Genomic DNA, 20,813 nt, shown 5'->3' with positions numbered 1-20,813 from the left:
ATCCGGCAAATCCACATCAGAAACCGAGGCTATCCAGCAGGTCGTCGACCTGATCCTGGCTTGCCACTACACCAGCTTTTGAGGTGTCAACCTGCGGACCATTCAGCAAACTTTCGTTCTCGCGTTTTGGTCGGGCACCCTGCTCCGGAATGTTTTCCAGCAGCACCATCAGCAGTTGACGCTCAATCTCCTGGATAACATCCATCATGCGCTTGATAACCTGACCGGTGAGATCCTGGAAATCCTGCGCCATCATGATGTCCAGCAATTGGGCATTGGTAAAGCTGGTATGACCGGGGACATCACCAAGGAACTGGCGGGTATCAGTGACCAGTTCACGGGCATCGGACAGTTCAATCGGATTTTCGAACCATTCATCCCAGCGTTTGGTCAGGTTTTTTGCCCCTTTTTCCATGGCATCCTGGTGTGGCTGTGAAGCTTCTACGCTGTTCAGTGCACGCTCTGCCGCCTGTGCAGTCATTTGTACAACGTAGTCCAGGCGATCGCGCGCGTCGGGAATGGCTTCCGCCGCTTCGGCAATGGCCTGATCCAGCCCCAGTTCACGCAGGCTGTCGCGCAGCATTCGGGTTAAACTACCGATGCGCGCAATGATGTCCCCTGCTGAGTGTTCGTCAACAGGTTTAATTTGTGGTTGCATCATCATCACATCCTCACATGCCCAGTTTCTCAAAGATCTTATTGAGTTTTTCTTCCAGCGTCGCCGCGGTAAACGGTTTTACAACATAACCACTGGCACCCGCCTGTGCTGCCGCGATAATGTTTTCTTTCTTCGCTTCTGCCGTCACCATCAGCACTGGCAGAGCAGACATACTGCCGTCAGCACGAATGGTTTTCAGCAGTTCAAGGCCGTCCATGTTAGGCATGTTCCAGTCGGAAATCACAAACCCGAATCCCCCTGCCTGCAGTTTGTTCAACGCGTCCACGCCATCTTCAGCTTCTTCAACGTTGTTGAACCCCAGTTCCTTCAGCAGGTTACGCACAATGCGACGCATGGTGGAAAAGTCATCCACAACCAAAAACCTAAGCTCTTTATCCGCCATAAAAATAAACTCCTGATTCAAATACGTATTGCCTGTCCGGCACTGATTTTCGCCAGCATTTGCTGGCTTACCTGGCTAAGATCGACCACTTCGCTTACACCACCCATATTGATGGCCTCGCGCGGCATGCCGAACACCACACAACTTGCTTCGTTTTGCGCAATGGTCCAGGCGCCAGCCTGGTTCATCGCTAACATTCCGGCGGCCCCATCGTTGCCCATACCCGTCAGGATCACCCCAACGGCATTGCGCCCCGCATGTTTCGCCACCGAATGAAACAGCACATCCACTGAAGGCCGATGCCGGTTAACCGGCGGACCATCATGAATTTTAATCTGGTAGTTCGCCCCGCTACGCGCCAGTTCCATATGCTTGTCGCCAGGGGCGATATACGCATGCCCTGGTAGCACACGTTCTCCGTCTTCTGCCTCTTTCACGGTTATCTGACACAGTTTGTTCAGGCGTTCGGCGAACGAACGGGTAAATCCTGGCGGCATATGCTGGGTAATAAGAATACCGGGACTTGAAAGCGGCAATGGCTGGAGTACATGACGAATTGCCTCTGTTCCTCCGGTTGATGCGCCGATGACCAGCAGTTTTTCCGAACTGAGTAACGGCCCCGCCTTCAATGTCGCTGGCGCTGCCGTGGGTTTGTGGGCGGCCAGCTTTGCGCGTGATGCAGTGCGGATTTTCTCCGCAATCATCTCGCTATATGCCAGCATTCCTTCGCGGATCCCCAACTGAGGCTTGGTAACAAAGTCAATCGCCCCCAGTTCCAGGGCCCGCAGCGTGACCTCAGAACCTTTACCAGTAAGTGAAGAGACCATCACCACGGGCATCGGACGCAGACGCATCAGCTTTTCAAGAAAATCGAGGCCGTCCATGCGCGGCATTTCAACATCCAGTGTCAGAACGTCGGGATTAAATTTTTTGATGAGATCCCGCGCAACCAAAGGATCAGGCGCTGTCGCAACCATCTCCATATCGCTGTGGCTGTTAATAATTTCGGTCATGATTTGACGCATCAATGCAGAATCATCAACCGACAGTACCCTGATTTTACTCATGCTTTATCCTTACCTAGCGCATACACCGTCTGCCCGCGCAGGCTAAACTCGCGCACGAGGTTGCTAAAGTTTTCTGAATGACCGGCAAACAGCAGTCCGTCAGGTTTAAGGAGTGGAACAAAACGGTGCAAAATGTCCTGCTGAGTCGTTTTGTCAAAATAGATCATGACGTTACGACAGAAAATGGCGTCAAACGGGCCTGGCACGTTGTATTTTTTGTCCAGTAAATTCACGCTGGAAAATTCAACATGGCTTGCCAGTTCTTGCCGTACGCGTACCAGCCCTTCATGAGGCCCGGTACCGCGCATGAAATAGCGTTGCAGCTGCTGTGGCGACAACGTTTTTAGTTCGTCAAGACGGTAAATACCGCTTCTTGCCTTTTCCAACACCTCAGTATCGATGTCGCTGGCAAAAACGCGCCAGCGACCCGGCGTCATACCCAGGGTATCGGCCAACGTAATCGCAATACTGTAAGGTTCTTCTCCGGTAGATGCTGCCGCGCTCCAGACGCGATATTCACCGCTGCGTCGACGGGCGTGGTCAGACAGCACCGGAAAGTGATGCCCTTCGCGAAAAAAAGCGGTCAGGTTGGTGGTCAGGGAGTTAATAAAAGCCTGCCACTCAGCACTGCTCTGGTTGGCTTCCAGCATGCTGAGATAGCGACCAAAATCATCCAGTCCCAGGGTACGCAACCGACGAACCAGGCGGTTATAGACCATGTCCCGCTTGTGGTCGGCCAGCACGATCCCCGCGCGCTGGTAGATTAATTGACATATCCGACGAAAATGCGCGTCAGACAGCGCGAGGCGCTGTGTCATCTGTAACAATAATGACGTTTGCCCGGAGGGCAGAGATGATGTCATAGCGCCTTCTCAATCACATTCAGGATACAACGGGCACAACCTGCGGCTGCGCCAATTCTTGTTGTGTTACGGTTTGCTCTTCAAGCTTAAAAAACGCGACACAGGCGGAAAGATTATCTGCCTGGGTAGCTAACTGCTCAGTGGCGGCTGCCGCTTCTTCCACCAGTCCGGCGTTCTGCTGTGTGACAGAATCCATCTGGCTGACGGCTTGCGCCACCTGCTCAATGCCTCTGCGTTGTTCATCGGAGGCCGAGGCAATCTCTCCCATGATGTCGTTAACCCGGGTAACCGAGCTAACAATCTCCGTCATCGTGCGCGCCGCCATATCCACCAGTTGCGATCCCTGGTGAACGCGGGTGACGGACTCTTCGATCAGTCCTTTAATTTCTTTCGCCGCCTGCGCGCTACGGCTTGCCAGATTGCGGACCTCTCCGGCAACCACGGCGAAACCGCGGCCCTGCTCACCGGCACGGGCAGCTTCTACCGCGGCGTTTAACGCCAGGATGTTGGTCTGGAAGGCGATACTGTCAATCACACTGGTGATGTCACCTATCTTCTGCGAGCTGGCAGAAATCTCATGCATCGTGCTGGCAACCTTTGCTGTCTGTTCCCCTCCTTTATGCGCTGTATCGGCTGCACTTTTGGCAATGCCCGAGGCTTGTCGCGCGTTATCCGCATTTTGCCCGACGGTGGCGGTAAGCTGTTCCATACTGGCTGCCGTTTGCGCCAGCGATGCCGCCTGCTGTTCAGTTCGCGAGGACAGGTCGTTATTACCCATCGCAATTTCCGCGATCCCGGTATGCATTGCCGAGCTCCCCTGGCGCACCTCACTGACCGTCTCACGCAGTGCCTGTTGCATCGCTTTCAGGCTGGCAAAAATGGCTGAAATCTCATTACGGCCATATACCGCTATCGGTCGCGCCAGATTACCCGCCGCAATGCTGTCGAAGTGGCTACCGATGATAGCCAGTGGCTGCACAATCATTTTGCGCGACCAGTACAGCGCTGCTGTCGTTAATAGCGCCGCCAGTACCAGCATGGTGGCGAAAATCACTCCAGACATATGGTAACTACGCTGGCTGTGGTCCTCTGCTCTTTGCAATACCTGGTTGATGTTGTTCTGCCACGCCGTAAAATTTGCATCAAAGGCATCCTGTGAAGCCTGTACCGGCGCGGTCAAAAAATCCGACAGCTGATTATTTTCCAGCCAGGTTGCCTGGTGAACCAGATCGCTATGCCATTGACTGAAACTTTTCGCGGTTGCGCTTTGCAGCGCCTTCTCCTCTTCTGCCGTCTCTGTCGTCGCCATAAAGCGTTTAAACACCAATTCGGACTGGGCCAGGCTGTCCTGTGCAATCGTCATCAGCGCTTTGATATCCTCTGGCGGATAGCTCAAAGCTGTCAGCGTTCCTGCTTTATTCAGTGCAGTACTGGCCTGTAATAACACAGCGCGGGTTTGCGCCAGCGCAGCGCGTTGCTGATTACTCTGTTCGACCTGGTTCAGGTTCTGAAAACCATCCCGAAATGCCCAGAAGGACAAGCCATTACTGCCAATCTGCAAAACACCACAGAGGATTAAAATCAAAAACAGCGTGGTCGAAATTCGAATACGATTAAACATCAACGCTCCCATCAGGCGGCGCAGGCCGCGGTTTAGCTGTCAGTCAAAATGTTTCCCAATGCGTATCTTGTTCGGTGGCTAGCTGGCGCGATTGTGACGCCGGAGTCGCTGTTGCAGGTAGTCGTGTTTCTCGCATCTTTGATGATGAAGGACGCGACGCGAGGCGGAATGTCGATACCGACTGGGTCAGGCGACTGGCCTGCTCCTCGAGCGCGGCAGCGGCGGCAGCCGACTCCTGCACCAGTGAGGCGTTCTGTTGCGTTACCCGGTCCATTTCAGACACCGCGAGCGCAACCTGATCTATTCCTCGACTTTGTTCATCGGATGCCGAGGCGATTTCCCCCATGATGTCGGTCACACGCGTGACCGCATTAACGATGTCATGCATGGTTTCCCCGGCGCTTTCTACCAATACAGAACCGGTATCCACCCGCGATACAGAATCTTCAATTAGCGCTTTAATCTCTTTTGCTGCCTGCGCACTGCGGCTTGCCAGGTTACGCACTTCACCGGCAACGACGGCAAAACCACGGCCTTGTTCACCGGCACGCGCAGCTTCTACCGCCGCATTCAACGCAAGAATGTTTGTCTGGAATGCAATGCCATCAATAACGCTAATAATGTCGGCAATTTTCTTCGAACTATCGGCGATTTCGTGCATGGTATTCACAACGCTATCAACCACTTTGCCGCCATGTTGTGCGGTATCAGAGGCGCTTTTCGCCAGTTGAGAGGCCTGACGTGCATTGTCCGCATTTTGCTTCACGGTAGCCGTCAACTGTTCCATGCTGGCTGCTGTTTCTTCCAGCGCGGAAGCCTGTTGTTCAGTACGGGATGAAAGATCGGTGTTACCGCTGGCAATTTCACTGGTACCGGAATAAATCGCATCCGAACCTTCGCGCACCAGGGTTACCGTTTCGGTCAGCGAACGCTGCATATGATCGACCGTGCTGGCCAGTTCGCCAATTTCATTACGACCGCTTACAGCCAGAGTTGCAGTTAAGTTACCGCTGGCAATTTCACGGATATGCGCAATGACGCGGGACAGCGGGTTCAGCAAGGCATGACGGATGCCATACCACACCACTACCAGAATCAGTACCAGCACGACAGCCAGAATGCCGAGTTGCCATTGGGCAAAGTGGTAATCGCTTGCGCTTTGATCAAAGGCTTGTCGGTAGAGTTTCTCGCTAACATCTGCATATTTACCTAACGCTTCACCGAGGGCGTTTTGCATGCCCTGAGTGGGTTGTGCAAAAAATGCATCCATGTTGCCGTTTTCAAGGAACTGAATGAGTTCCACCAGGGCCGCATGGTACTGCTGATATTTTGCATCGACGTTGCCGCTGGCATCCGTCACATCAGGCAACGGCGTGATTTTTTTGAAATTAGCGTAATGCGTTTCGGCTTGCGCCAGCGACGTTTTCGCATTCTTAAGCAGATCGTTCTTCGCGCTGCTCTGCTGGTTGGACGCATCCATCATCATGCGCGCAGAGGAACGACTCAAATTGATGCGTGTTTGCAGCATCAAGTCCCATGTTGAGGTGAGTTCACTTTGCTGCTGTCGTAGATCGTTAGAAATAACAAAACTTTGCTGATTCTGCTGCAATGAAGAAAACAACAGACCACCGGAAACAAGCTGTAGCAGTGCGAAAACCCCCAGCACCATCATCAGCATTGTGACAACGCGGATACGGTTAAACATAAGGCACCTTCCTGAAAACGAGTTATCAACATTATCGGCATTCACTGAGATAACTTTACGTTTGCAAAAAGGAAATCCAGCAGGAAAGTAAGGCCCGGCGGGAGAAGGGAAAAACGGAGGAACAGAAACCACAACGCATTTACATAAAAACATCATAATTATCATGTAAATAACATTTCCAACCCACCTGGTTGACCACTATTTGTATTCCCCCCCTCCCTTTTCGTGTGACACCGATCACATAACCATCCGCCGAATACCACAACAAAATGGATAAAAAATTAAAAAAAGTTGTATCTGCCTGGGCTTTAATTCAATTTATATGATGAATATTTCGTTACCACTTAATAAGTATAAAAAATGAGTAACTGATGAATAAATGTTAAATCCTTACTGAGGGCTTTTTAGTGGCAAATGCAAACAAACTCACGCTCTTTATCGTGATCTTCATGCTGGCGGGGATCCTTTCGGGTGCGGTGATCCACACCTATGCCTCCCCCGGCGTCGTTACCGCCTGGGCTGATAATATTACGCTGCTCACCGACATCTTTTTGCGGCTGATTAAAATGGTCATCGCACCGTTAGTCTTCAGCACTCTGACCGTCGGGATCATGCGTCTGGGAGAAACCTCCACCATCGGACGCGTTGGCGGCAAAGCGATGATCTGGTTTATCAGCTCGTCCGTGCTGTCTATTTTGGTTGGCCTGTTTGTTGTCTCGCTTGAGCAACCCGGAAGCGGGCTGAATCTGGCCATTCCACTGGAAGCTACCGACACCGGACTTGCCGTCGGTGGTATGAGCCTGAAAGGTTTTCTGTCCCATACCATTCCTACCAGTATCGCCGAAGCGATGGCGAATAATGAAATCCTGCAAATTGTTGTGTTCTCAATGTTCTTCGGTATTGGTGGGGCATCGTTGGGAGAGAAATTTAACGCGCCGCTGGTCGCCGCACTGGATGTGGTTTCACACATTATGTTGAAAGTGACGGGCTATGTTATGTACGTCGCGCCGCTGGCAATTTTCGCTGCTATCTCTTCCGTTATCTCCACGCAGGGCCTGGGTATTCTGCTCAACTACGCGTCATTTATTGGCGGCTACTACGTCGCTATTCTGCTGACCTGCCTGGTCCTGTTGGCAGTGGGCTATCTGGTGCTGAAGAAAGAGGTGTTCCGCCTGGTCAGTATGCTCAAAGATCCGGTGCTGGTCGCTTTCACTACCAGCAGTTCGGAAGCAGCCTACCCTAAAACGCTGGAGCAATTAACCAAATTTGGCTGCTCACGCAACATCGTGTCGTTCGTGCTGCCGATTGGCTATTCATTCAACCTGGTCGGTTCGATGGTGTACTGCTCGTTCGCCTCCATGTTTATCGCACAGGCTTATAACATCCACCTTTCCTTCGCGGAAATTACCGTGCTGATGCTGACATTGATGCTGGCGTCAAAAGGGATTGCTGGCGTACCGCGTTCAGCGCTGGTGGTGCTGGCGGCAACCATTCCAAGCTTTAATATTCCTGTTGCAGGGATCCTGTTACTGATGGGTATCGACCATTTCCTTGATATGGGACGCTCAGCGATTAACGTATTGGGTAACGGAATTGCGACAGCGATGCTGGCGCAGAAGGAAGGGTTACTGGAAGAAAGCGTGTCTTCAGAAAACACTACAGAACAAATTAAGGCTTAACTCTTTTAAAACAAGAACAGCAAATCAACAAAGATTACCCCAGCCATAGACTGGGGTATTTCAACAACACCAGGATGATAATTTACATCAATTACCAGCTGTAACGTACGAGCAAACTACCGCTGAGATCGCCATAGTCATTACGTCCTTTTTGACCCGCCACTTGTCCAGTGATGCTCCACTGGCTATTCAGATTCGCCTGGATACCCACTTTCACCTCGGCGCGATCTGCCGGAAGATCCTGCTTCACCTCAGCACCATCAAATGCGACGGCAACATCATCACTGGTGTGTAACCAGTTCACTTCCGCAAACGGCTGGAGCACCGACGTCGTATTCTTTTTCAGCTTACCGTCTATCCGCAGCCCCAAACGCGTGGTCCAGCTGTCCCCGTTTTGTCCATCAATACGCGTTCTATTCTGTGCGACAGCATCGGCTTTAAATTGCTGCCATGTCGCCTGAGCCTGCGGCGTCAGGCTGACGACATTATAGTTTGCAAGTATGATGTCGTACCGATAGCCCGTTTCCAGAGAGACCGCGCTGGCCGTTGAATCATAATCCGTTGACCCGACATCGCCATTATCGACGCTGTTATTGTAGAGCCCGTACTGATACCAACTGTCCACGTACAGGCCGCTGTGAGTCTTCGCATCCGCAAACCAGGTAGCATAAGCGCCAGGAATATAACCAGCTACGTTACCACGTGCAGAGAATTGGCTCCCATCAGCGCCACGGTTGCCTGTACTGTCCGTGTCAGCGTTAATGTAACTCACCATCAGTCCCACCTTCAGGCTCTGCTCGCCATTATCCCAGCTAAGTACATCACCACCGATTTGCAGTTGCGAGTAAGTGTTGTCAATATCCACATGACCGTCTGCAGCGGTTGACGACGCATCACCTGCTTTAAAGCGCATCCACATACTGCCATCATCGGTACGTAATTGACTCCCTTCGCGGTCATAAAGGGTCTGCATTTGCAGATTACGCGCCATCCACTGGTTACCCAGATAAGCGCCAATATCAGCCCGATATTGCGGATCTACCGGTTTATTATCACCACCATCGTCCGGGTCCACCGGCGGGACAGCCTGCGAACGCAAATACCAGTCACCGCCGTCTTCATACAATCGGTATTCATACAAACCCGCCTGCACCTGATTACCCTGAGTAAAAACGCCATCAGACTGACCGCCGACATCAATCACTTCAATACCTTCCGTTGTTAACGCCCCTTCTCCCCCGATGTTATTGACATAGAGCGTCGTGCTACCGGAAGTATCACCAGCGATAATCACTTTATCCGTCGGTGAATTGTCATCCCCTAACTGCGTGTTCAGATAAAGATTACTGTTATCACCGTGATAATTCCCATTAATCGCCAGCGTTTTGAATTGTCCGTTCTGTGAAGGAGTATCAAATGCAATATCTCCGGCATTATTTAATTGAGTTAAAGAAGAATCACCGGTAATTGTCCATTGCGTCTGTTCAGCCAGTGAGAGATTCAGCGAGGAGCCTACCGTCGGATCGGTGTTAACAAATGTCGCCCCCACAAACCGCGAACCAGACGCCATATCCAGTGAAATACTGCCCTCACCCCCGCTAATGATATCGCCCGTAATATCCATTACACCTGAACCGGTCACGGTCCCGCCGGGTACGAGATTTCCCGCTCTGTCGGTAACAAGCGGAACAAAAATAGCGACCCCATCCTGGGTTTTAATTGTGGTGTCACCGGTCAGCAATATTGCCCCGCCCTGCTGAACCACCGCCCCATAACCATTGGCCCCACTCGCTGTCACATCAATGGTCAGGTTTTTACCATTAATGATTCCCGGACGGCTTAAATCATTACTTCCTATCGCCCAAAGCCCGTAAGAGCTATTCTGCCCACTCATGATAATATCGGTATTCGCGATATTAACCGTTGCACCGGAGAACTGGGATGACACGCCGTAACCATCGATCCCATAAATCACATTTCGATTGTCGGCATCCCCTTTAAAATCAAGAGTACTCCCGGAGGCCGCAGCGATACCGCTGGTCGCAGAGCCCGACATGGCAGAACTTCTGCCGTCAACAACGCTGCCTGCGCCAATCATCACATCGCCCCCCTGCGCCATGATGCCCACAGACTGAGCGGTATTGACTGTAAGCGCATCCGCGTGGAATTCGCCCCCCGTCACCCAGAGGGTCGTCGCCTCTCCGGCTGCGCTTATGATGCTGTTTCGGCCTAAATCCATAAAACCTGTGCTCATTGATATTGCATTTACATACGGCCCAGTCACATCAATCGTCAGATTATCAGCAATAAATTCAGAACCTTTTGCTGCGGGGTTTATCGTTACTCCGGCCCCATCATAGAACCCGGTGATTGAGATGGTCGATCCACTACCCAAATCAATGCTTGATCCGGCCCCATTAATAGCGATGCCACGCGTGGTACACCCGCCTGTGCGGCAGTCCAGAGTCGTACTGATATTAATATCCATATTATTGGCGATTAAAGTAGTATCAGCACCCGTAACTGAGATGCCTTCAGCAACACCAGAGGTACCATTGATAGTTACTCTGCTGTTATCTCCCAAATCAACATGATTATTTTTACCCAGCTTTAAACCTGTCACAGAACCATGATCTGTTGCCAGTGCTGTTGCCGTGACAGTGAGTTGATCGGCATCCAATACGCCATCAGTACCTATCTCAATACCGGTTGTGACATTATTGCCTTCTACAACCACCTGGCTATTTTTACCTAAATCAATATTGGCATTACCCGTACTTTGAATCCCCCGCGCGGTGTTGTCTATACTCGTAGCATGGATAAAACCATTATCCATGGTGAACGTACCACTCCCGCCTAATAAATAGACTCCGTGGGCATCGCCTATCCCACCAGTACTATAATCCGTTTCAGTTATAGCCGTAATAGAACTGCCACTACCCAGATCGACGTTACTGTCTTTGCCTGTATTTTTAAATCCATAAACATTATTTTTACCCGAAACATCGATATTAATATCGGATGCTGTTACTTCTGTACCCGGGTTATTACCTGAAATCAAAACTCCGGTGGTATTTTTACTTGAATTCTGTGTGCCATCCGTATCAGTGACATGGATTTCGGTATTCGTGCCTAAATCATTGTGGGTGCCATTATCCAGTGAAACCCCGGTAGACAGGGTTTCACCAGATACGTTGATAATTGCTTTTCCTTTAATCTGTAAGCCATCACCGCCGGTCGTGATACTCTCAACACCCGTGGTATTTGTTTGTCCACTAGCCGTAACGACATCATTATCATTCAACATGATCGATGCACCATTTTGTGGGCCTAACTCTGCAGCATTGACAGCAGCAGTACATATTAATGTTGCCAGGCCTGTTACCTTGATGCTATTACGCATTCCATTATTACCATGGGAAAACTCACCAGCAACCACAAACATATTACGTGCCGTACTCCAGATTATATTATATATAGCATTCATATTTAGTTCCCTCTACGCCAATAGAAAAACCAGGAGGCACAGGTTGATTATATATTCATGAGTGACATAAATAATTTCAAACGATAAATTATTTATATTTCACACGGATAAATTATATTATATGTGTCAGAAAACGGCAGACAGTATAAAGTTTATCCCGTTTCAATTAAAGAAAAAAATACAAATAAACCAAGTGAATGAAATAACAATAAACATTCAAAACTAAAATCAAACAGCCCGTATTACTTAATTTCCCCACGTGAAAAATTAAAAGCAAAACGCCCTCCATAGTGCGGAGGGCGTTTAATATCTGCCAGCTAAATATTACAAAAAATGATAATATTGACTACTTTTATGCCATATGCGAAGCCGCGATATCTAACAGCGCCATCTCTTCGCTGTTCAGCAATTTCTCAATGTTAACCAGAATCAGCATCCGGTCTCCCAACGCGCCCAGTCCCGTCAGATATTCCGTTGACAGCGTAACCGCGAATTCCGGTGCCGGTCGGATTTGATCGGTTGTCAGCGACAGCACGTCAGATACGCCATCCACCACAATCCCAACCACACGCTGACCCAGATTCAGGACAATCACGACGGTGTTTTCGTTGTAATCCACATCGCTCTGGCTGAATTTCACCCGCAGATCAACAATCGGCACAATCACGCCACGCAGGTTAGTCACACCTTTAATAAAGGCTGGCGTATTGGCAATACGCGTAACCTGATCGTAGCCGCGGATTTCCTGCACTTTCAGGATATCGATACCGTACTCTTCATCCCCCAGCGTAAACACGAGGAATTCCTGACCTGACGGTTCGCCGGCCAGTTTAGTTACATTACTCATACCGGTCATATTCTTCCCTTTCTTACTCAATCAGGCGGCTGTGATTGCCACACGTTGTTCGCGGTTTAACCCCTGCAATGCAGAGACATCGACAATCAGCGCGACGCTACCGTCGCCGAGGATCGTTGCTGCGGAAATGCCTGGCACTTTGCGGTAGTTGCTTTCCAGGTTTTTTACCACCACCTGGTGTTGACCAATTAACTGATCGACCAGCAACGCGTAGCGACGCCCTGCACTTTGTAAAATGACTACAATACCCTGAGTTGCTTCGGTTTTTGCACCTTCAACTTCAAAGACTTTCCACAACTCAACCAGCGGTAAATACTCACCTCGCACTTCCAGGACTCGCTCTCCCCCGGCCAGCGGATGGAGATCTTCTTCCCGAGGTTGCAGAGACTCCATCACCGCATTTAGCGGCAGGATAAACACTTCATCGGCTACACGAACAGACATGCCATCAAGGATAGCCAGCGTCAGCGGCAGCAAAATACGGATGGTTGTGCCCTGGCCCTGTTTCGACTGGATCTCAACGTGCCCGCCCATCTCCTGGATATTTCGCTTCACCACGTCCATACCGACACCACGCCCGGAAACATCCGTTACCTGCTCGGCGGTTGAGAATCCGGGAGCGAAGATCAGCATGCCGACTTCGTCATCGCTCATGTTTTCGTGGATTGGCATCCCCTGGGAAATAGCCTTCGCCAGGATACGTTCGCGGTTCAGACCAGCGCCATCGTCGGTCACTTCGATACAAATATTCCCACCCTGGTGTTCGGCGGAAAGTGTCAGATTACCAATCGGATTTTTTCCGGATTCGATGCGTTTTTCCGGCAGTTCAATACCGTGATCAAGGCTGTTACGCACCAGGTGCGTCAACGGATCAATAATGCGTTCGATCAGGCTCTTATCCAGTTCGGTGGAGCTACCGACCTGGGTCAGTTCAACCTGTTTACCCAATTTACCCGCCAGATCGCGCACCAGACGCGGGAAGCGGCTAAACACATATTCCATCGGCATCATACGAATCGACATCACCGATTCCTGCAGATCGCGGGCGTTACGTTGTAACTGCCCCATGCTGGTGATGAGATCGCCATGATTTACCGGATCCAATTCGTTCGAACGCTGAGCCAGCATTGACTGTGTGATGACCAGTTCACCCACCAGGTTAATCAGCTGATCGACCTTCTCAACCGCCACGCGGATGCTGGTCGATTCACTGGCCCGGGCAGGTTTCTCACGCTCTGCTCGCCCATGCGGTGCTTCGTTGGCGGCCGCTTTGACCACCGGCGCAGGTGCTGGTGCAGCAACCGGCAGTGGCTGTGGTTCCACGATATCAGCGACGGCTGGCGTTTCTGCAGCAGTCGGCGCGGCAGTGATGGTTTCGAACTCAATCTGATCCGCTTCAATGACGAAGCAGAGCACAGCAATAATGTCATCTTCAGCGAGGCTACCGTCGATCGTAGCCGACAGCGTATCGGCACCTTTGACCACATCGCTTAAGGTCGCCAGATTCCCCAGTTCCTCTTCCAATAAATCGACTTCACTGGCTTTCAGGCGCGAGAGAATGATCCGCTTTTTGATCTCTTCAGCGACAGGGGCGGCTTGTGCCACCACCTCGTCTTGTATCGCCGTGCTATCAACAACGCTCAGTTTGGCGCTATTGACCACCGGGGGCGCGGTTTCACCTTTTGCTTCGAGCGCTAACTGTCGTAACGCATTACAAATGTACTCAAAGCTGGCGGCATCCGGCTCCTCTGAGTTTTTATAGGCGTCGAGCTGTTCCTGCATAATATCTTTCGTTTCCAAAAACAGGTTGATAATGTCGGCATTGAGCTGCATCTCGCCACGCCGCGCTTCATCCAGCAGGTTTTCCATCAGATGGGTCGTTTCCTGCAAAATGGTAAAGCCGAAAGTGCCCGCCCCGCCTTTAATCGAGTGCGCTGCACGAAAAATGGCATTCAGCTGTTCGGAATCCGGGGCTTCAGGTACCAGATCCAGCAGGTGCTGCTCCATGTCAGCCAACAGTTCGTCAGCTTCATCAAAAAATGTCTGATAAAAATCGCTAATATCCATGCTCACGCTATCACCTCGGATTGGCTGGTGGCGATGTGGGAACGCTTGCCGGCGGCACCGCCGCTGGCTGTTGTAAGACACTTACCGGCTCATTCTGGCTTTCAGCGTTTTCATGCAAAATGGCCTCTTCGGCCTGCTTATTCAGAACCAGCAGGCTTATACGGCGGTTGATGGCGTCCTCGGGACCGCGATCGCTCAGACGCATCGTGGCGGCCATACCTACCACCCGTAATACTTTTCCATCATCCAGTCCGCCGCTGACCAGCTCGCGACGCGATGCATTGGCGCGATCGGCAGACAGTTCCCAGTTGCTATATCCCTTCTCACCGTTGGCATAGGGATAATCATCTGTATGACCCGAAAGACTGATACGGTTTGGGATCCCGTTCAGTACGGGCGCAATCGCCCGCAAAATATCACGCATGTAAGGTTCAACCTCTGCGCTTCCGGTTTTAAACATCGGGCGGTTCTGACTGTCGATAATCTGTATCCGCAGCCCTTCCTGGACCAAATCAATTTTCAGATGTGGGCGCAGTGCACGCAGCTTAGGATCGGATTCAATCAGCTGATCGAGATCGCCACGAAGCTTGCTCAGGCGGCTTTGCTCCATACGCTTTCTCAGATCATCAATATTGGGCTGTTTGTTTACTTCCCCCTGCTGCTGGGTGTAATCATCCCCCCCACCAGGAATTGGGCTTTGGCTGTTCGAGATCCGATTTCCACCCGTCACCGCAGTGGCCAGCGGAGTACGGAAATATTCGGCAATTTGAATCAGTTCTTTAGGGCTGGAGATGGAAATAAGCCACATCACCAGAAAGAAGGCCATCATCGCGGTCATAAAATCGGCGTAGGCAATTTTCCACGAACCATGCGCCCCACCACCGTGATTTTTATGTTTACGTCGCTTTACGACGATAATGGGATGGGCCTGATTTTTCATGCGTCCTCGGTCGTCTGCTGCGCTGCTGGATTTCTCACCGCACGAACATGCTCTTCCAGTTCGATAAACGAAGGACGCTCGCTGGAATACAACGTCTTACGACCAAACTCAACCGCAATCGGTGGCGCGTAGCCATTCAGATTGGAGAGCAGAGTGATCTTCACGCACTGCATCATCTTGGTTGTTTCAGCGCTTTTCTGTCGCAGGACGCTGGCGAGTGGGGAAATAAATCCATAGGCCAGTAAAATACCGAGGAATGTCCCTACCATAGCGTGTGCAATCAGGGCACCCAGTTCAGCCGCCGGACGATCGGCAGAAGCCAGCGCATGCACAACCCCCATCACCGCAGCCACGATCCCGAACGCCGGTAATGAGTCACCGACCATCGCAAGACTGTTAGCCGGAACTTCGGCCTCACTTTCATGCGTCTCAATCTCTTCGTCCATCAGCGCTTCAATTTCAAACGTATTCATGTTGCCGCTGATAATCAGACGCAGATAATCGACGATAAAATCAAGCATCACTGCATCCGCAAGAATACGCGGATAGCTGGCGAAAATTTCACTCTCTTTTGGATTTTCGATATCGCGTTCAAGCGAGAACATGCCTTGCTGACGTGACTTAGCCATCAGGCGGTAGAGTAACGCCAGCAGGTCCATATACATGGCTTTGGTGTATTTCGAGCGCCGAAAAAGCAACGGGATCGCTTTCATCGTCCCTTTGATGGCTTTACCGTTGTTGCCAACGATGAATGCCCCGATACCTGCGCCACCGATGATCACCAGCTCAGCCGGTTGATAGAGTGCCCCAAGGTGTCCGCCGGTCATCATGTAACCGCCGAAAACTGTACCAATAACAACCAGGTAACCTAATAAGATAAGCACGACATCATCCTTTCGCAATTGACTATGACAGGATGCGCAGTCGGGCAGTTAACTCATGGTCAGGACAAAAAAAGCAGCGGTAATCGCTTACCGCTGCTGGAGTGTTCATCCACACCGTATCAGTTAAACAGCCTGTTCGATCTGTTCATCCAGCAGTTGTGGGATAATATCGGCAGCATTCTGGGAAAGTTTACGTCTTTTTACGGCTCGCGATGGCGGCTGACATAAACTACAGGCAAAGCTGCCTGCGGGTTGGTGCGCGTGGGTAATAAAATTTCCGCCGCAGCAGTTACAGGCGGACAATTCAAGCAAACCACTGTCAACAAAACGGACAAGAGTCCACGCACGAGTAAGCGCCAACAATGGCCCTTCTTCTGGCTGCGGGCACTGCTCAAGATATAACCGATACGCCTTAATCACAGCATCAACGCCGCTGCACAAACCGGTTTTAAGCAAAAATTGCCATGCATTACAAAACATCGAAGCATGAATATTTTGTTCCCACGTCATAAACCAGTCGGTGGAAAACGGAAGCATCCCTTTTGGCGGAGGACTACCGCGTAATTCTTTGTACAGCTTGATGAGTCGGCCACGGCTTAATTGCGTTTCGCTTTCCAGCATTTGCAAACGGGCGCCCAATGTGATTAATTCCATCGCTAACTGGATATCACGCGCTTCCTGAACAATGCTTTTTTCGCTCATCATCAAGCCCTTTTCTTACGCGCTGCGTCATCAATGTCGTTAAGCAGGCGTGTTGAAAGCATGATACCGGTATGGATTTGCTGAAGATCGTCAACGCGGGAATCTTGCGTCAAACGCGTTACAGTCTGATGATCGTCGAAACGGAAATGGCATACCAGTTGATTGGTTTCAGCCAATTTGACCATCTGAGGAAGTGTTAATGTTGCCAATGTATCCGCCATCTCTTCGCTGATACCCAAGCGGAACATTGCAGATGCTTTGTCCTGAACGATCAAACGCTGTGCAAGCAATAAATATGACAAATTGATGTCATAAATGTGTTTCAGCAACTCGGATGTATGCATTATTTGCATCCATAATAACCAACATTATTTTCATGCGGCAGAACCGCACCCCGTGATGTCGCCGGGAAGGCCCGGTAAAAAAAAAGCAAAAGGTCAAATACATAGCAACGTGATGGCGCTTACGCGTTGTCTAAACATTCCTTTCTTAGAATGCCGCGTCCCTTACAAGCTCACATCATTTCTTACAAATGTCTAAGATTTTTCCTAATTCGACGCAACTCTACCCGCCACCCGTTACACATACAACGTAGCCATGCTGCGAATTTAAAGAATATGTGACGTAGATCACATAATCAAGCTAAACACTTAACATAAATCCATCAGCCCAGCTTTTATTTTGGCTATTTTTTAAACCATCGTTATCTCATTCAATTCCAGCCATACGAATAATCTGGCAATAAAAGCGAATAGCACTCTGTTCACGCACGTTAATATCACGCCCTGAAATAGCGAGCTGGATCACAGATTTAATATGAAATACCTTTTCAATAAAATCCTTTACAAACAACAACTTAAATATTAAGGCTGATTAATTAATACCGGGCTGTGATAACCGTTTAAATGTTAAGAGATGTGTGTTTTTTATTAACAGATTGTTTTTATTAGCAAGTAGTTTAACTTAAATCAACCGAACAGATTTACAGCTTATATGAAGTGATTATTCTATTTATAAGAATAATTAATGAATAATCATGATGACATTCACACAATTACCCTGCAAAACGTAGCAGTATGGTGGTATACGATTAAACTGATGAGTTCTCATAATTCATGAACAAAAGGAGCGAGTTATGAGCTATGCGCACATACTTGTCGCTGTTGCCGCTACCCCCGAAAGCCACCAGCTGTTAGCAAAGGCTGTTTCAATCGCTCGCCCTGTCAACGCCCGCATTAGTCTAATAACCCTGGTCTCAGATCCCGAACTGTATAACCAGTTTGCCGCCCCAATGCTGGAAGATCTGCGTGAAGTCATGCAAGAAGAAACCCAGAATTTTATCGATCAGTTAAGCAAAGAAGCGCAGTACCCCATTGAGCACACGTTTATTACCTATGGAGCATTGAACGAACACATTCTGGATGTATGCCGCAAACACGCGGTTGATCTGGTGATTTATGGCAACCATAACCACAGTTTCTTTTCGCGAGCCTCCTGCTCAGCGAAAAGCGTTGTCAGCGCAAGCCAGGTTGATGTGTTGCTGGTGCCGCTTGCGGGCGATTAATCACGCCAGTTTGCTGCAGGCTGTCTGCGGGTCAGACGACAGGTTTTCCGTATGACGTGATGCGACGTTTTTCAGATCGCAAATGAATCTCGCCTGCCAGTTGTTGATATCATTTTTAACGATAGTCTGCAGCATTGCCGCATGACGGGAAATGCGCTCGGCAAGCGGCATCGTCAGAGCCTGGTTTAATGCGCCCGCGACATCATCCCGATCATAAGGGTTTACAATGAGTGCAGAAGTCAGCTCATTCGCAGCCCCGGCAAACTGCGAGAGCACCAGGACGCCGGGATTGGCAGGGTCCTGTGCGGCGATATACTCCTTTGCCACCAGATTCATACCATCGCGCAGTGGCGTCACCAGTCCGACATCAGAGTAGCGAAAAACCTTCATCAGTAATTTACGGTCAAAATACTGATTCAGATAGTACAGCGGCGTCCAGCCCAGTTGCCCGTATTTACCATTGATCCGCCCGGCCTCGGTCTCTAACTGGTGACGGATATCCTGATAAGCCTGAACCTCCTCACGCGAGGTAGGTGCTATCTGCGTATAACGAATCTTACCGTGGTGCTGTGGAAACTGTTCCAACAGCGCCTCGTAGGCCTGAAAACGTTCCGGCAGGCCTTTAGAGTAATCCAGCCGCTCAACAGAGAAGATATTTTTCACATTTTTAAGCTCTGCTTTTAACTGTGCCAGTTTCGGCGGTAGCGCTCCTGATGCTTGCCGAGCAATCTCCTCAGGTGCAATACCAATAGGATAAACTTCCGTGCGGAACGCTTTTCCCCAGGCCAGATGCTGTTTTTCTCTGGGCGTAGTGACCTGAGTTTGCGCCGTCAGACAGTCAAGAAAGGCCTGGCGATCGTTGTCGGTTTGAAAGCCCAATAAATCAAAGTCGCACAGTTGCTCAAGCAACGCCTGATGTGGCGGCAACGCATTGAAAATTTCGGGTGTCGGAAAAGGAATATGCAGAAAAAAACCGATGCGATTATTCACACCACGTTTGCGTAGCTCGCTGGCAAAAGGTAACAAGTGATAATCGTGAACCCAGATAATATCGTCATCACTGAGCAGTGGCAGCAGCTTATCAACCAGTAAGGCATTAACCCGCTGGTAGCCTTCCCAGGCACTACGCTGAAACTGTACCAGGTCCAGTCGATAATGGAACGCAGGCCATAACACGGCATTCGAAAACTGGCAGTAATACTCTTCATAATCCTGTTCACTCAGATTAAACGATGCCCAGGTGATGTTGCCACGGGTCACTTTTTTTAATGGCTGCTCCCCATTGCCTGTATCACCGCTCCAGCCAAACCACAGTCCGCCAGCAGCCTTCAGTGCGCCCAGCACACCTACAGCAAGACCACCAGCGCTGCCTTTGTCATCCGGTGAGGCAATGCGGTTAGATACTACGACTAAACGACTCATAGCCACCTCTCCTGTCATTCGTTGCTTCTTGTTCCTGCTGCGGACAGTTGATTTGTTCCAGCCAATGCCAGACGTCTCTGACAGCAGCCAGACGCCACGTCGCCTGAGTCTCCCCACTTCCCACTTTTACCGAGATACCGCCGGCGCGATTGACCACGGCAAAACCTGTTTCATCGGTCAGATCGTCACCAACAAAAACAGGGGTCCGGCCGTCAAACGGTGCTTCCTGCAGAAATGCCGCAATTGCGTCTCCTTTATTGGTGTCCTGAGATTTGATTTCCACAACACACTTTCCAGGCTGCAATGCCAGTTGTGGCCAGATATGGGTAATGCGTTCAGCCAACGCCAGCAGCGCGGCCTCATGCTCAGGCGCCTGCCGGTAGTGCAGAGCGAAAGCCATGCCTTTTGTTTCAAGCGTTGTCCCCGGTAACGTCGCCAGCGCCGCATGCAATAACGCCCCCACTTCGCGCTCAACCGCCGCAGGCAGATGCACAATATGAGTTTGACCATTGATGTCACGGCGTTCTGCCCCATGCACCCCGGCAAGCGGGAAACGATAAGGGGTGGTGAGTGCGTCAAGCTCTGCCATTGAGCGCCCTGAAATCAATGCCAGAGCACCCGCATTTTGCGTGGCCAGGCGATGTAATAACTGCAGAATTGTCTGTGGAACAACAACCTGGTCAGGATGCGGTTTGATTTCAGCCAGTGTTCCATCGAGATCAAAAAAATAAGCACAATTAGTGGGATGCTCAGGGGGTAAGGTTAGCGATGCTGTCACCCGATTCTCCTCCTCGTCATGGTCTGTACGCCGCGCGGATCGCGCCGTATATAGGATGTATGACGGGTATAAGTATAGACAGTGTGACCGTGCTCGCCATTTAGAAAAACAATTGCC

The 20,813-nt window shown here is 50.4% G+C and carries 17 protein-coding genes; 2 read left to right on the top strand and 15 right to left on the bottom strand.

The window, feature by feature from the left end; genetic code table 11:
- Positions 1–16 precede the first annotated feature (16 nt).
- The 6 genes from cheZ to tar are packed head-to-tail and all read right to left on the bottom strand — an operon-like array spanning position 17 to position 6,317.
- A complete protein-coding gene (cheZ, locus tag ACLJXE_RS16140; RefSeq protein ID WP_286629325.1) occupies positions 17–661 on the bottom strand; it encodes a protein phosphatase CheZ in 645 nt (214 codons plus the stop codon).
- A 10-nt stretch (positions 662–671) separates the two neighbouring features.
- A complete protein-coding gene (cheY, locus tag ACLJXE_RS16135) occupies positions 672–1,061 on the bottom strand; it encodes a chemotaxis response regulator CheY (protein WP_005127682.1) in 390 nt (129 codons plus the stop codon).
- Between the two features lie 17 nt (positions 1,062–1,078).
- A complete protein-coding gene (locus ACLJXE_RS16130) occupies positions 1,079–2,128 on the bottom strand; it encodes a chemotaxis response regulator protein-glutamate methylesterase (protein WP_005127683.1) in 1,050 nt (349 codons plus the stop codon).
- Positions 2,125–2,991 (bottom strand): protein-glutamate O-methyltransferase CheR, encoded by an 867-nt coding sequence (cheR, locus tag ACLJXE_RS16125; protein ID WP_286629275.1) that lies wholly within the window; start codon positions 2,989–2,991, stop codon positions 2,125–2,127. Before cheR ends, ACLJXE_RS16130 begins: the two co-directional genes overlap by 4 nt.
- 19 nt (positions 2,992–3,010) lie before the next feature.
- Positions 3,011–4,612 (bottom strand): methyl-accepting chemotaxis protein IV, encoded by a 1,602-nt coding sequence (gene tap / locus ACLJXE_RS16120; protein ID WP_410751385.1) that lies wholly within the window; start codon positions 4,610–4,612, stop codon positions 3,011–3,013.
- Positions 4,613–4,655: 43 nt separating this feature from the next.
- Positions 4,656–6,317 (bottom strand): methyl-accepting chemotaxis protein II, encoded by a 1,662-nt coding sequence (gene tar, locus ACLJXE_RS16115; protein ID WP_410751384.1) that lies wholly within the window; start codon positions 6,315–6,317, stop codon positions 4,656–4,658.
- A 407-nt stretch (positions 6,318–6,724) separates the two neighbouring features.
- Here tar and ACLJXE_RS16110 point away from each other — a divergent pair, with 407 nt between their 5' ends.
- Positions 6,725–7,996 carry a dicarboxylate/amino acid:cation symporter gene (locus tag ACLJXE_RS16110; RefSeq protein WP_410751383.1) on the top strand — a complete coding sequence of 424 codons (1,272 nt, stop codon included), beginning with the start codon at positions 6,725–6,727 and terminating at the stop codon, positions 7,994–7,996.
- Between the two features lie 91 nt (positions 7,997–8,087).
- On the opposite strand, the gene ACLJXE_RS16105 is transcribed toward ACLJXE_RS16110, so the two are convergent.
- From ACLJXE_RS16105 to flhD, 7 genes are all read right to left on the bottom strand, one after another.
- The gene (locus ACLJXE_RS16105) at positions 8,088–11,483 is read right to left on the bottom strand and encodes an autotransporter outer membrane beta-barrel domain-containing protein (protein ID WP_410751382.1); all 3,396 of its coding nucleotides are present in this window, start codon (positions 11,481–11,483) and stop codon (positions 8,088–8,090) included.
- A gap of 352 nt (positions 11,484–11,835) precedes the next feature.
- A complete protein-coding gene (gene cheW, locus ACLJXE_RS16100; protein WP_003839146.1) occupies positions 11,836–12,339 on the bottom strand; it encodes a chemotaxis protein CheW in 504 nt (167 codons plus the stop codon).
- A 21-nt stretch (positions 12,340–12,360) separates the two neighbouring features.
- A complete protein-coding gene (cheA, locus tag ACLJXE_RS16095; RefSeq protein WP_410751381.1) occupies positions 12,361–14,412 on the bottom strand; it encodes a chemotaxis protein CheA in 2,052 nt (683 codons plus the stop codon).
- 4 nt (positions 14,413–14,416) lie between these two features.
- On the bottom strand, positions 14,417–15,346 hold the full coding sequence (gene motB, locus ACLJXE_RS16090; RefSeq protein ID WP_271442788.1) for a flagellar motor protein MotB: 930 nt from the start codon (positions 15,344–15,346) through the stop codon (positions 14,417–14,419).
- Positions 15,343–16,230: a flagellar motor stator protein MotA gene (gene motA / locus ACLJXE_RS16085; RefSeq protein WP_005127691.1), complete on the bottom strand. Its 888-nt coding sequence runs from the start codon at positions 16,228–16,230 to the stop codon at positions 15,343–15,345. The genes motB and motA overlap by 4 nt, the downstream gene beginning before the upstream one ends.
- Before the next feature lie 123 nt (positions 16,231–16,353).
- Positions 16,354–16,932: a flagellar transcriptional regulator FlhC gene (gene flhC / locus ACLJXE_RS16080; RefSeq protein WP_005127694.1), complete on the bottom strand. Its 579-nt coding sequence runs from the start codon at positions 16,930–16,932 to the stop codon at positions 16,354–16,356.
- Positions 16,933–16,934: 2 nt separating this feature from the next.
- Positions 16,935–17,276, bottom strand: coding sequence for a flagellar transcriptional regulator FlhD (gene flhD, locus ACLJXE_RS16075; RefSeq protein WP_040232414.1), 342 nt, complete (start codon positions 17,274–17,276; stop codon positions 16,935–16,937).
- A gap of 791 nt (positions 17,277–18,067) precedes the next feature.
- Here flhD and uspC point away from each other — a divergent pair.
- Positions 18,068–18,496, top strand: coding sequence for a universal stress protein UspC (gene uspC / locus ACLJXE_RS16070; protein WP_271455731.1), 429 nt, complete (start codon positions 18,068–18,070; stop codon positions 18,494–18,496).
- Here uspC and otsA read toward each other — a convergent pair whose 3' ends face one another.
- Positions 18,497–19,918: an alpha,alpha-trehalose-phosphate synthase gene (otsA, locus tag ACLJXE_RS16065; protein WP_410751380.1), complete on the bottom strand. Its 1,422-nt coding sequence runs from the start codon at positions 19,916–19,918 to the stop codon at positions 18,497–18,499. It abuts the gene before it with no gap.
- Entirely contained in the window at positions 19,893–20,696 is an 804-nt protein-coding gene (otsB, locus tag ACLJXE_RS16060) for a trehalose-phosphatase (protein WP_410751379.1), read from the bottom strand. The genes otsA and otsB overlap by 26 nt, the downstream gene beginning before the upstream one ends.
- Between the last annotated feature and the right edge of the window lie 117 nt (positions 20,697–20,813).

This window comes from Citrobacter sp. U14242 (genome assembly GCF_046555775.1).
Classification (GTDB): Bacteria; Pseudomonadota; Gammaproteobacteria; order Enterobacterales; family Enterobacteriaceae; genus Citrobacter.
Note: the sequence above shows the minus strand (reverse complement) of the source record. Positions and strands in the feature narration are given on the sequence as shown.